Annotated in this window: 7 protein-coding genes; 5 read left to right on the top strand and 2 right to left on the bottom strand. The window is 56.2% G+C overall.

What is annotated here, in order from left to right; genetic code table 11:
* Window positions 1-274: 274 nt before the first annotated feature.
* Window positions 275-3,676, bottom strand: coding sequence for an outer membrane beta-barrel protein (locus WA354_RS10220; RefSeq protein ID WP_472812906.1), 3,402 nt, complete (start codon window positions 3,674-3,676; stop codon window positions 275-277).
* A gap of 409 nt (window positions 3,677-4,085) precedes the next feature.
* Here WA354_RS10220 and WA354_RS10215 point away from each other — a divergent pair, with 409 nt between their 5' ends.
* The 4 genes from WA354_RS10215 (at window position 4,086) to accD (ending at window position 7,786) form a co-directional block, all read left to right on the top strand.
* On the top strand, window positions 4,086-4,550 hold the full coding sequence (locus WA354_RS10215) for a 23S rRNA (pseudouridine(1915)-N(3))-methyltransferase RlmH (RefSeq protein ID WP_472812905.1): 465 nt from the start codon (window positions 4,086-4,088) through the stop codon (window positions 4,548-4,550).
* Window positions 4,551-4,637: 87 nt separating this feature from the next.
* Entirely contained in the window at window positions 4,638-5,183 is a 546-nt protein-coding gene (cobO, locus tag WA354_RS10210) for a cob(I)yrinic acid a,c-diamide adenosyltransferase (protein WP_472812904.1), read from the top strand.
* A 91-nt stretch (window positions 5,184-5,274) separates the two neighbouring features.
* Window positions 5,275-6,777 carry a DUF4139 domain-containing protein gene (locus tag WA354_RS10205; RefSeq protein WP_472812903.1) on the top strand — a complete coding sequence of 501 codons (1,503 nt, stop codon included), beginning with the start codon at window positions 5,275-5,277 and terminating at the stop codon, window positions 6,775-6,777.
* Between the two features lie 118 nt (window positions 6,778-6,895).
* On the top strand, window positions 6,896-7,786 hold the full coding sequence (gene accD, locus WA354_RS10200) for an acetyl-CoA carboxylase, carboxyltransferase subunit beta (RefSeq protein ID WP_472812902.1): 891 nt from the start codon (window positions 6,896-6,898) through the stop codon (window positions 7,784-7,786).
* 215 nt (window positions 7,787-8,001) lie between these two features.
* On the opposite strand, the gene WA354_RS10195 is transcribed toward accD, so the two are convergent.
* On the bottom strand, window positions 8,002-11,418 hold the full coding sequence (locus WA354_RS10195; protein WP_472812901.1) for a TonB-dependent receptor domain-containing protein: 3,417 nt from the start codon (window positions 11,416-11,418) through the stop codon (window positions 8,002-8,004).
* 555 nt (window positions 11,419-11,973) lie between these two features.
* On the opposite strand from WA354_RS10195, the gene WA354_RS10190 reads away from it, so the two are divergent.
* Window positions 11,974-13,583, top strand: a 1,610-nt coding sequence (locus WA354_RS10190) for a glucosidase family protein (protein ID WP_472812900.1), incomplete at its 3' end; no start/stop codon positions are given.

The raw sequence follows: 13,583 nt of genomic DNA, 5'->3' as shown, positions 1-13,583 counted from the left end.
TATTTCGCAGCCGCACGAAATCATCCAATGATGAAACAAGGATTTAGGAGGGATCTCGGAGCACGCTTCTTGTCAGAGCCGACTACGAATAATTGGATAAACAGGGTCCAAAATTCCGATTTTGGAATCTTGGAAGACGGTGAACATGCATGGCGGAGATCCTGGCGCCAATGCACCGCCTGACTTAACCAAATGTTTTCCTATATTTAGATTGCACTTCAAGCAGGAAGGGCGCTCCGAGAGCGCCCTTTCTGCGAAGTTCGACTGGTTAACGTTAGAAGATGAAACTCCCCTTCAACTGGATCAACCTCGGCGAAGCATCGCCGCCGAGGAATGCTCCGAGAACTGAAGTCGGCGTGCTTGCTGCTGAAGTGATGGTTCCGAGTCCCGACGAGTTCACGTCATTCAATGGGATCTGGAAGTTCGCGTGATTGAAGGTGTTGAAGAACTGTACCGCGACCTTCAGCTTCATCGATTCGTACTTCGGCACGACGTGGAAGCTCTTCGAAAGATCCATGTCGAAGTCAGTGTAGTTAGGGCCATAAATCTGGTTACGACGCTGCTGGCCGTAGTCGGTGGAGTTGGTGAAGTGCGAGGCGAAGCCGCAAGGCGTGGACACGTGCGCCGAGCCGCCGCAGTGGTGATTGAAGTTATTGTCGAGCTGCTTGGCCAGCGGCGCATTTCCGTATGCTACCTGGCCGGTGTTGTCGGTTACCGAGAACGGATAGCCTGTGTTGTGGAAGATGGTACCGGCGATCTGCCATCCATCTGTCAGCACGTGCGGTCCACCGAAATAGGGAACGCGGATCGAATAGTTTGCGCTGATGTACTGGCGCACGTCATAGTCCGCGTTGCCGTAGTTCTGCGCCAGGTTGTTGGCGTTGATCTGGCCGTTGGCGTTGACACCGAACGCGTTGAAGCCGCCGTTCGAGGTCGTATCCAGCGCGTGACCGTAGGTGTAGTTGACCTGCATCGTCAGCCAATTCAAACGGCTGGTGAGTGTCGCCTGCAGTCCATTGAAGTTTGACCAGGAGCCGCTGGCAAACTCGGTGACCGAGCCCAATGCCGCATTCGGGCGCGCTTTCGGAAGCGACGCGTTGGAGCCAGGAGCGCCGTTCGGAGCCCAATAAGCGTTTGGAAGGTATGAAACCGGCTGGTGATATGAGCGGTTGCCCACGTATTGCACTGCAAGCACCGTGTTCCGAGCGATCTGGTTCTCTATCGCCAGGCTCCACTCGTCATAGGCGGGCAGGAAGATCTTGTGCGCCGTTCCGAAGGCAGTCGGCCTGCTGAATACACCTCCGGTCGCACAGTAGATGCTCATCGGATCAGGGCAGGTGCCGGCGGCGTTTCTGTAGTATCCACCCTGCGGGAAGAGCGCCGAAAGCGCCTGGTTCGACGTGAGCGCAATTGCGTGCCCACTGTCTGAACGGTTGGGATTCATTGAGATCGGCACTCCGTACGCTGCACCCAGCACCGTAAAGCGGTTCACGTTCGGCACGTTGGAGATTAGATCGCCCATGATCTGCGCCGGGAAGTAGTCGTTGAAGAGTCCGACACCGCCGCGGATCGTAGTTTTCGATCCGGCACCGAAGGGCAGATAGGAGAAACCAAAGCGAGGCTGCCAGCCAAGCTGCTGCTCCTGGAAGAGGCCCTGCGTCCTGCCCGAAGCAAATAGCTGGTTGTACGGAGTATCTCTCGTTGTCGGCAGTTGATTCCAATCCTCAGACAAGTTCGAGACGCAATTGGTGCGGCAGATAGGATTGGAATCGTGCTCCATGCGCAACCCAAGCGTGACGGTGAGGTTCGGCATCGGCTTGTATTGATCCTGGGCATAGAAGCCTTCCACGTACATCGCGATCGGCTCGGTGAGCCGCGTCGGGAAGCGCTCTACCCATTCATCGGATAAGCCCGCTGCGAAATCACCTTGATCCAGCACGACGTTTTCGGCGCCGCCGTATGCGAGTTGGCGTGTGCTCGGCGTGTAGTCGGTGATGTCATCCCGGCGAAACGAATATCCGAACTTCCAGGTGTTCTTGCCCTTCGTCCAGGTGAGGTCATCGCTGAATTGGTAGCCTGTTACATTGCGGCCCTGCGGGAAAGCGTAGTCAGCGCCACCAACCCAATTGCTGGTACTGCCCGCGAGATCCCAATCTCCGCTGCCGGTCGCGTAGCCCTCAGGAATAAGGACATACGGGACGTCGGAAGCGCCCAGCGCCTTTCCGTTCGTGTTGGTAAAGATCGCTCTGTAATAGCTCGCAGCAAAGAGAAACTGGTTGGTAAGGTAGGGCGTGAATGTGTGGGTCTCGCTCAACTGTCCTTCGTAGGAAGGCTGCGGGCTGGAAGCATCAAAGATGGGATTGAGGAAACTGGTCTGCGTCGGCTGAATGCCTTGATCCACCTTGGCGTGGATGTACAAGTGGTCGCTCTGGGCAAGGTTGAAATCCACGCGACTATTGATCAGCCACTCCGTAGCGAGATTCGTTGCCTGGCCATTGAATATCCATGTTTGCGGATCGTTCGGATCCTGCGAGCCTGACGTAAAGTTCCGCGCGTTGTTGTAATAGCTGAATATCGTCTTGTACATCGCAGCTTCATCGGAGTTGCCGTTATCGGCCAGATTGCCGTACGGCGCGTAAGCTGCCGGTGCAGAACCCGCGGGGCCCAGAATCGCAGCTTGCCAAGTCGGGCTCGGAGCATAGACGGCGCCGATCACCGGGATAATGACATGAAGTCCCTCATTATCGATGAAGAAGAAGATCTTGTCTTTCTTCAGCGGCCCGCCAATTGCGGCTGCCCACTGGTTGGCATTGTCGAAGTTCCGCGGTGAGCCGTAGTACTTATTGAACCAGCTATTGGCGTTCATGGCGCGACCGTTCCACAGGTAGTCCAGATTGCCGTGCCACTGGTTGCTGCCAGACCGCGAAACCTGGTTAACCTGCGCCCCGCCAAGTCCGCCGAATGCCGCATCGTAGCCGTTCGTCGTCACCGTCACCGTATCAACGTCGTTCTGCCCGAGTAGCAGGTTGGTTGCGCCCGAGTTGTTCAGGTTCAGGTACGGATCACCCTGATAACCACCGTTCATCGTGAAGGTGTTCGAGGTAGCCGGCAAGCCGTCAATCGCGAAGTTGCCATAGCCGCCCTGGGTATTCATGATTGCGCCGGGCGTCGTCTGAGCCACAAACGTCAGGTCGCCACCGGGGTTCGGCAGGTTCTGAAGCTGTTGCAGATCGAAGCTGGTCGAAATCTGTGCATCGTCAACGTGCAGCACCGCGATATCGCCGCTGTTCACTTCGATGGTGGTCGATGCCTGGCCTACGCTGAGTGCAATATTCACCGGGGTAATGGAACCGGCCGATACCGTCACTTGAACCGTCGAGGTCTGAAATCCTTTTGCGGTGGCCTTAATCTGATAGCGGCCCGGTGAAAGCAAAGGGACACGATAGTCTCCAATGCGATCGGACAGGACCGTCTTTACCTGACCCTTTTCAACGCTGGTGACAGTCACCTGAGCGTTCGGCAGTGCGGCGCCAGATGCGTCCGTCACGGTTCCGGTAATGTCTCCGGAGATGTTGGATTGGGCGTAAAGCACAGGAGCTGAGGTGTTCAGCAAAAGGCCGACGAACACCAGAAGGCTCAGCGCCAAAGCAGCATGTTGCAACCGAAAGCATCGCATTGAAATCCTCCGAATCGAATCCGGATCGGGGGACTTCATGGGGGCGAGTTCCCGATCCGCTATCGCGCTCGGCGTCTCGGGTCTAGCTGGGGAGGGTTAGGTCCGTTCCGCGGTTAATAGTTAAAAGAAGCCTAAGAACAACAATTGAAGTAAAGGTCCGGTTCCATCACCCATTCAAATTAAGTGATCAAAACCATCCCAAGGTAAACAGGGTTCTTATGCGGTAATAGTGCAAGCGAGATGCCAAACGTGCATCCCCGTCTCAATTCGCAATCTAAAGGATTAACACAACAGAATCAGTGATATGAATCACAGGCGAATATGAGAAGTAGTAGAGAGATTTTCGGATATCTCACAAAGCGTTAAGGCGCGAGACGAAATCCAATCGAGGTTTCGACGGTTGCGGATCATGTATCTTCGCTCCATGGAGATTGCCCTGGCGCACATCGGCACACGCCCTTCCTCGAAGGACCCTTTTGAGGCTCTCGGAGCGATGTATCTCAAACGATGCGCTGGCCATGCTCGCTGCCAGGCGGAATCGTTCCGGAGCGAAGAGGCGCTGTTTGAGTGGATCGACCGGCAACAGCGCCGCGTGCCAATGATTATTGTGTTGCTGGACAGCCGCGGGCGGCAGATGACCTCGGAAAACTTTGCCGAGTGGCTTGGCCGTCAGCGCGACAATGGCGCTCAGAGGATCGTCTTCGCCATTGGCCCCGCCGACGGCTGGTCAGAGGCTTCGCGACAACGTGCGACAATGCTGTTTTCGCTGGGCACTCTTACGCTGGCCCATGCGCTGGCTCGGGTCGTGTTGGCAGAGCAGCTCTATCGCGCATTTACAATCCTCGCAGGCCACCCTTATCACTCCGGCCACTGACGAGGACCGGCCGTCAAGGAACCGCTCTCCCGGTGCTTGTTCTGAACCGCAATTCGCGCAAGGTGCGCCAACTTTGAACTGCCAACCATGAACTCTGAACTGTCTTCTCGACGCGGACTTATCCTCATCAATACCGGGCCCGGCAAGGGCAAGACCACTGCCGCCATGGGCACAGCTCTGCGCGCCGTCGGCAACGGCATGCGTGTGCTGATGCTGCAATTTCTGAAGGGCTCGTGGCATTACGGAGAGCTCGATTCCACGCAGGCATTCGGACAGAACTTCGTACTGAAGCAGATGGGCAGAGGATTCGTGAAGGTGGGCGGAGCGGAGACGGATCCCGAAGACATCCGCATGGTGCAGGCTGCATGGGCCGAGGCGCGCGAAGCAATTCTTTCGGGTGAGTGGGACATGGTGGTGCTCGACGAAATCAACTATGCCATCGGGTACGGTATGCTCGATCCCGCCGAAGTTGCTGAGACGCTGCGCACCCGCCCGGAGATGGTCCACGTGATTCTCACCGGACGCAACGCTCATCCAACGCTGGTGGAGCTGGCGGATACGGTAACGGAGATGCGCGAAGTGAAGCATGCCTATCAGAAGGGCATTCTCGCCCAGAAGGGCATCGAGTTCTGACCTCTCGCACTTTCGTTCTGCATTTTTTTGTGATCCAGCCTGCAAGTTAATCCCTCCTGTTCGATCAAAGGTCAGTTCAGGAGGAAAGATTGTGCGGATCACTTCGCTTGTTGTTGCGGTTCTTATCCCTGTTTTGAGCGCACCTGCGCAGGAGCCACAGCCGGTAGCGCTGACCATCTACAACCAGAATTTTGCGGTTGCGCGGACGTTTATCAATCTCGATCTGCATAGCGGGATCAACGAAATCACGTCCAGCGAGGTCACGAGCCGGCTAGAGCCCGATTCTGTCGTTCTGCGCGATCCATTGGGCAAAAGGACAATTCACGTTGTCGAGCAGAACTACGATTCAGCTGTTGTAAGCCAGGAATGGCTGCTGCAGAAATATGAAGGCAAGACCATCGACTTTCAGGTCGCAACACCGCAGGGAACGAAGATTGTTCCGGGCAGGATTATTCGCGCGGGCTATTTTCGGCAGGCTGAATACAGCTTTGACGGCCAGATGCTGAACGGCCAATCGGCTCAACCACTGATTGAAGTCGACGGCAGAATGCAGTTCCAGCTGCCCGGAACGCCACTCTTTCCATCTGCAACCGATGGGTTACTTTTGAAACCGACTCTGCGCTGGCAGATCAACTCCGAAACCAATGCTCGCTTCTCCGCGGAGCTGGCCTATATCACCGGCGGTTTCGATTGGGCCGCAACTTATAACGTCGTTGCACCCAGCGCCTTCGATGTGACGGGTGACGAGAAGGCCAACTTTCTCGGATGGGTCACGATCCACAATCAGTCGGGAACGGAATTTCCGCAGGCGCGGATCAAGCTGATGGCGGGCGACGTTGCGAAACTTCAGCCGCAACAAGGGGGATATGGGAGAAATGGGCCCATGATGATGGCGAAGGCTATGGATTCCCTGCAGGAAGCCGGCGTGACCCAGAAAGCATTCGACGATTTTCATCTTTACGATCTCAACCGCACCGTCACACTGCGCGACGGCGAGACCAAGCAGTTGCAGTTCATTGATGCCTCAGGAGTGGCGCTGCGCCGCAGCTATATTTACGACGGACTTGGTGCGCAGCTGCAGCCGATCTATGCCGGAAACGTGAATCAAAACCAGGGTTACGGTCTCGATAACGGGAACAGAAAGGTCCTCATCGTGGAAGAGATCAAGAACAGCGAGACGAACCATCTGGGCATGCCGCTTCCCGCCGGGCGTGTGCGTCTTTATCGCAGCGATGCCGACGGACAGATGGAGTTTGTTGGCGAAAGCCTGATCGATCACACCCCGGGCGAGGAAAGTGTGAAAATCCCCACCGGGTCAGCTTTTGACGTAAAGGGCTCACGCCGTCAGACCGATTTCCACGTGGACTACAACAAGCACATGCTTGATGAGACCTTTGAGATCAAGCTGACCAACCAGAAGCAACAGCCGGTCAATGTGGCTGTGATCGAGCACATGTATCGAGGCGAGAACTGGGAGATCACTGAGAAGTCATCAACCTTCAAAAAACGCGACAGCCATATGCTTGAATTCCCAATGCGGGTCCCGGCGAAGGGCGAGGCTACGCTCACTTACAGCGTCCATTACACCTGGTAGCAATTGCAGTTCACAGTTCGTAGTTCTGAGTTGGCAGTTGGGGGAAGCCATGGTGAACTCGAGCTACGAACTCTGAACTCGATAATGCTCTCCGGCTCGCTATAATGGCTGAGGCTATATGTCCTGGTTTAAGCGCGAGAACGGCGAATTTGACGGCTCCGGCGGTAACGGCGACGAGGAAAAAATTGTGCGCACCGAGGGGCTGTGGGTAAAATGCCCCGGTTGCCGCCAGACCATCTGGAAGGCTGACCTTGAGGCCAACATGAACGTCTGCCCCAAATGCCAGCACCACTTCAAGATCGGCGCAAAGCAGCGGTTGGACCTGCTGCTGGAACCCGGCTACGAGCTTGTTGATGGCGGACTTCGCTCTACCGATCCGCTCAATTTCACCGACGTGAAAGCCTACAAGCAGCGCCTCCGCAAAGCACAGCAGGACACGGGCCTCGATGACGCAATCCTGAATGCGAAAGGCCAGATTGGCGCGCACGAGGTGATCGCCAGCGCCATGGAGTACGGCTTCATCGGCGGGTCGATGGGCGCGGTGGTGGGTGAGACCATCGCCCGGGCTGCTGATCGTGCGCGCAATGAGAAGAAGCCCCTCATCGTGGTCGCCGCCTCGGGCGGAGCACGCATGATGGAAGGCGTCGTCAGCCTGATGCAGATGGCGAAGATCTCGACGACCCTGGCGCAGCTCGACGATGAACGCGTTCCTTACATCTGCGTGCTGACCGACCCCACAACCGGCGGAGTGACTGCGAGCTTTGCCATGCTGGGCGATCTGAACATCGCCGAACCAGGCGCACTGATCGGCTTTGCGGGGCCGCGCGTGATTGAGCAGACCATCCGGCAAAAACTGCCCGAAGGCTTCCAGCGCTCCGAGTTTCTTCTTGAGAAGGGTTTTCTCGACGCCGTTGTACACCGCCACCAGTTGAAGACCTATCTCATCCGCGCACTGGACTTCATGAAGGTGCCGAACACGGCATTGTCCTCCCCGACATCCACGCGCTGAAGGCCGCACTGCGAATCCCCGAGCGGTGCGAACCCAACCTGGATCTCTTCTCCGTCAAGAAGGCCGATTACTTTGCCTGGGGTAAGTGTTTAGTCGCGCTTTGACTCTGTAATACAATCCTTAACTTTGAAACAGTGGCACCCGTTCGCCAGTTGGCGCGCAAAAAGAAACGTCCTGGCATTTCGCCAGGACGCTTCTTCAGAGTGTGTAGAGTCTCAGAACGAGAACTTCAGAGCCAATTGCATCGTGCGCGCATTGGCTGCGAAGAATTTCTGAGGTTGGTTAAACGCGGCATTCGACGCAGTCTGGAAGAGAATCTGCGAGGTGTAGCCCGGCGAGTTGATATTGTCGACCGTGCCAGGAATGTACTGGGCATGGTTGAGTACATTGAATGCCCCAGCCACAAACTCCAGCGAATAGCGCTCAGTGAAGTTGAAGCGTTTCAACGCTGTCGCATCCAGGTTGTTGATAGGCAGAATCGGTTGCGTGTTTCTCTGCGATGTCGGCATAGCGCCCGACTGTGCCGTGATGTACCTGGCATCGGGATTCACGGCCTGGTATGCGACGAGGTTTGCATTGCAAGTCGTCGCAGGCGCAGTGCAAAGGTTGGCGCGGCCCGGATCATAAATCTTGGTTACTCCCGATCCGACTCCGCTCTTGCCACTCTTGTTGTAGACCGTGCGATCGATTGCCGTTGAATCGCCGTTTCCGTTGGAGTTCACCCCCGACAGGACGGTGTAATACTCCGGAGATTCGTAGGTATAGATCGGCGCAACCTCCCAGTTGCCGACGATGTTCTTCATCAGCCAACCAGACGACTTGAAGTAAGGCAGATCGTACACCGCTGCAAGCGTCAGGCGATGCGTCCGGTCGAGAGCGGAACGGCTATAGTCTGCCTGGACATTGCGAGAGTCCTGAGGACGGCGAGGTGTGAGCACGGTCGAGAACACATCGGCGGTGGCATCATCCATCGTCTTGCTGTACGTGTAGGCAAAGTCCAGCAGGAATCCCTTGGAAAAGCGGCGGTTGAGGCTGGCGGTCAGGCCGTTGTAATTCGATTCTGACCACGGCATGAAGGTCGTGATCTTACCTGTAAAGTTTGCGCCATTCGTTACAAACGAAGGAACACGATTCGGGCGGGCGTTGATCGTTGCGAGGGTATTCGAAAGCCCGGCGAGTTCTGCGCTCGACGGCGTCTCGCCGATGTAAGTCGGCAGGAAGTGCGTGGCATCGGTCTTCGTCTGCACGTTAAGCTGATTCTGTGTCGGCAGGTGTATACCGCGCGTTCCCACGTAACCTACTTCAACGGTATAGTCCTTCGCAAAGACGTGCTGCACGCCGAGCGTCCAGGTTTCAGCGTAAGGCAGTTTCTGGTCTGGAACATAGGCCGATGTGGCAGCCTGCTGATCCGCGATTGTGGCAAATGTCGCGAGGGAACCATTGCCCGCGGGCAAACCACCGTTGGTCAGGAAGTTTGGGTCTCCAGGGTTCGGATTCGTGCCGCTGCCTACATCGTTGGTTGAGGAATACTGCGGCGGGAAGGAGAGGATGCCCAGGTTGTCGTAGAGAACGTCATTCGCCATGCCAAATCCGGCACGGATCGACGTTTCGGGATTCAACGCATAGTTGATACCTACGCGAGGAAGGATGTTGCCGTATTGCGGCTTCGGCTTGGAGAAAACGATCACTCCCGGCACGCTCGCGGCCATATTAAGCTCCTGAGTTCGCTCACCCACGGGAACAGAAGTGAACTCGTAGCGAAGACCGAAATTCAGGCTCATCTTTTCAGTGATGCGCCAGACATCGTTACCGTAGCCGTAAAACGCCGTCTGATCGCCGTAGTAGAAGAAGTTGCCGGTTGAACGTTCACCGAAAGCTGTGGGCGCCAGATCGTGGAGGTACTCGGTCAGGTAGTTCCACTCGTAGTCGCCACGAACACGCTGTGTGAAGCTCTGTGGTGAGATGTACTTTCGGCCATCAAAACCGAACTTCAGACTGTGCCTGCCTTTGATCCAGGTGACGTTGTCTGTGAGCTGGTAGAGGTTTTGAATGGTCGTTTGGGGCGCGTTTCCGTCTGGGCCGATCTCGAGGAAGCCCGCATCGTACATGTACATCGTGGGGAAAGAATCGAGTCCCGGGTAGCTATAGTTGCCCGATGGCGTGATATTGGAAAAGCGATTGTAGCCAATTCGAGCTTCATTAATCAGGTTGGGCGTAAAGTTATGGAATTCGCTCAAAGCGACGAGGTCGAAGCTCTGCGGCAACGGTTGATAGAAAGCCGGGAGAGCTGCTGCAGTATCGATTCCAGTGAACTTGTTGTAGATGTATCGACCGCGGAAACTGTCCTTTTCTGAGATCTTGTAATCAACGCTGGTCGTCAGCACGTTGAAATTCGAATACGACGGCGCCTGAACGTTATAGTTTCCAAGCGCAATGTCGTAAGGAGTTCCTGAACCAAACCCACCCAAGCTGGAGTTGAAGCCCGTGCCACTGTAAACGGTAAGGCTTTGTGGACCCGAGCTCTGGTTGAAGCAGGCATTATCAGCCGAGGCGTCAACCTGTGAGGGCGAAACCAGCGTGTACTTGCTGAAGATCCCCAGGTTGGTTGCATTCAGATTGGGAACGGTGCCCAGGGTCGAAAAGCCGGCAGCGGTCGGCGTGCACAGATAATAAGAGCTGCTCTGGCCGGTCGTCTGGCGCTCGAAGTTGGCAAAGTAGAACAGCCGGTCCTTCAGGACAGGGCCGCCCACTTGTCCGCCGTAACGGTTGTAGTCGTAGCGGGGGTTTGGAACTTTGCCGCCCTCGATTGCATTCTCTGCGTTCAGATTGCGGTTCTGGAAGTACTCGTAGGCCTTGCCGTGAATCTTGTTCGTTCCACTCGCTACTACCGTATCGAACTGACCGCCAGCCGAATGACCGAACTCAGGAGAGAATTGGTTCGTAACGACCGTAAACTCACCGACCGCGTCGTTGGGCACGTAGACCAATGGTCCGGTGACTGACTTGTTGTTGTTGTCGATACCTTCGATCTGGTAATTATCCGCGCGGGGACGCTGGCCGCCCACCGAAGGACCTGTACCTGCACCTACCGCGCCGCTTGATGCAACTCCGGGAACGAGAAGAGAGAGGTTGAGAACACCGTTGCCTACAGAAGCAGTAGGCAGATTCTGAAGCTCTTCTGTCTCGAACGAGCTCTGAAGCTGAACCGTCGTGGTATCAAGTACCGCTGTGGCTTCGGCCGAAACCTCAACCACTGACGTGGATGCCGCTACGGGCAAGGTGATCTTTGCGGTCGCAGTATTGTTGAGCTGTACCTGGAAGCCCTTCAGCGTGAACGAGCCGAAGCCCTTCGCCGAAGCTGTAATGTCATATTTTCCGGCGAGCAGGTTCGGGATGTGGAAGTCGCCGACCGAGTTCGAGGTGCCCTGGGTGATAACTCCGGTCTCGGTGTTTTTCACGCTAACTGAAGCGTTGGGAATCGACGCTCCAAGCTTATCGGTGACGGTACCTACGATGTCACCGCTCGTTGCCTGAGCCCACGCGGTTGATCCGCAGCAGAAGAGCATGACAATCAGCGCACCCGCCAAGCTGAATCCGGCAAGGAATCCTCGCCATCTAAGATCGTTCTTCATACCCATTGTTCCTCGAAATTGGATTTTTGATTCAATGGACCGGCGCCAGTGATGTGATCCTGACTTGCCGATTGCCCTGAAAGGGAGGTCAATTCGGCCGGCTCTGTTTGGTTTACGTTCAGACCGCGATTGATTTTGAAAAAACCGGGTTACAACTTTGACCGTCCGCCAAGGACATGGATCGGCCAAGAACGCTTCTTCCCGTGACCCTAAAAGCTAAAAGGACAGAAGAATGAGGGGAAACTGTTGTGTGACTAGGCTCACTTGAAGCAATTGGTGTGCCAAAGTTGTAGGAGGACGGGATGCGGGCCAGTCGCCTTATTTACAATCACTTAACAGAAATTAGTTTCACGGTTTGACTCGACGCGCCAGTCGCAAATTCCGTTTTTCAGCGACACTCTACGGAAAACGGTATAACTGCATCCGTTTCTTCAATATCAGGGATTTGTCTGTTTGCATCCGCGATTTGAAGGCGCAAAGAGCTTCAGCTTTGCAGCCCTTCGTGATGAGGACGTAGACTGGTTCCTTTGGAAAACGCACAGAGGATCAGAAACGATGTGCCTTCGCGCATTCTGCCGGACTGCCTTGCTTCTTGTTGCCGCCACTACACTAGCCCAGACGCAAAACTTCAACTCCCTTCCCGCCATCGCATTCGAAAGCGCGGGCCCTGTGATTCGCGCGCACTCCGAAACTGAGAAGCCTTTTACAGTCGCCGGTGAACGGGGCGTTGTCCTCGGCCAGCAGAACGGCACATTTGAAGCCTGGGTTCTTCCCGTCAAGCTGCTGTCGCACCTCACTATCGAGGCGGATATCGAGGGCTACACCGTTCCCATCGACGTGAACCAGCAGGCCGCCGAGGTGGAAGTACGCCCCGACCGCACCGTCATTACATATAGTCACATCGGATTTACTGTTCGACAGATCATGTTTTCGCCGAATGGCGCGCCGGCAGGCACTGGACCCGTGGTGCTGTTTGAGTTTGACTGCGTGCATCCGACGGAGTTCATTTTCCGCTTCACGCCGGAGTTGCGCTGGATGTGGCCAGAACGCAATGAGGGTGTTCCCGGAGTTGAATGGGTAGCAGGACCAAACGCCGCTCCCGCTGCAAAGGAGCCCGGCCCGTCGGGATCGATCTCTGGAACGCCTCTGCCGGGACGCGGATATTACGTGCTGCATGCCGACTATCCCGACCTTGCAGGAGCCATCACAATCCCGGGCGCGCAGCCGGGAATCCTCGCCCCCTATCAGGAGCGGCCACAGGTCCATCCTGTCGAGCTCCATCTGCGCATCGATCCGGCGCGGGACCGCGGACGGCTGTTTCCACTGCTGATGGCCGCCGGGATGGACAAAACGGCAGCTACGAATCAGGCGCTCGGCTCGACGCTGGCCCACCTCAACGAGTCGATTCCCGATCTTTACAAGGCGCACGCTGAGAGCTACAAGAAACTGCTGGCGAATTCTACTTCCATCCAAACTCCGGACCGGGCGCTCAACGAGGCGTTTCAATGGGGAGTTGTTTCGATCGAGCAATTGCGTGCGCATCCGGTTGATGCCCACTCCGTGCCGACACCGGAGACTGCACTTGTCGCGGGCTACTACGCTTCGGGCGACTCCGCGCGCCCTGGGTTCGGATGGTTCTTCGGACGCGACGCGCTTTACACGCTCTTCGCCGTAAATGGATATGGCGACTTTTCCCTCTCCAAGTCTGAACTGGAGTTCCTCATTCATCGGCAGCGCGCTGACGGAAAAATCATGCACGAATACTCGCAGACTGCCGCCGCCATCGACTGGCAGGCCTTTCCTTATATGTATGCGGCAGCGGACTCGACGCCGTTATTCCTTCTGGCGATGGCGGACTATGTCCGTTCGAGCGGCGATGTTGCGTTCTTGACTGAGCACCGGGATGCGGTCGAAAAGGCCTGGGCGTTTGAGACTGACCATGCTGATGCCAACGGGATTTATTCCAACGCGCAGGGAACTGGCTGGGTAGAAAGCTGGCCCGGCGGCATGCCCCATCAGGAGGTCTATCTCGCTTTCCTCGATCAGCAGGCATCCGGCGCGATGGCGCAACTGGAAGACATGCTGCACGACTCCGCAAAGTCGACAGCAGCGCGGAGCCGGGCTGAGGCCATCGCGAAGACGATCGAAACGCAATTTTACGACAG

This window comes from Occallatibacter sp. (assembly GCF_049802275.1).
Taxonomy (GTDB): Bacteria; Acidobacteriota; Terriglobia; order Terriglobales; family Acidobacteriaceae; genus Telmatobacter.
This window is presented reverse-complemented; position numbering and strand designations above follow the sequence as displayed.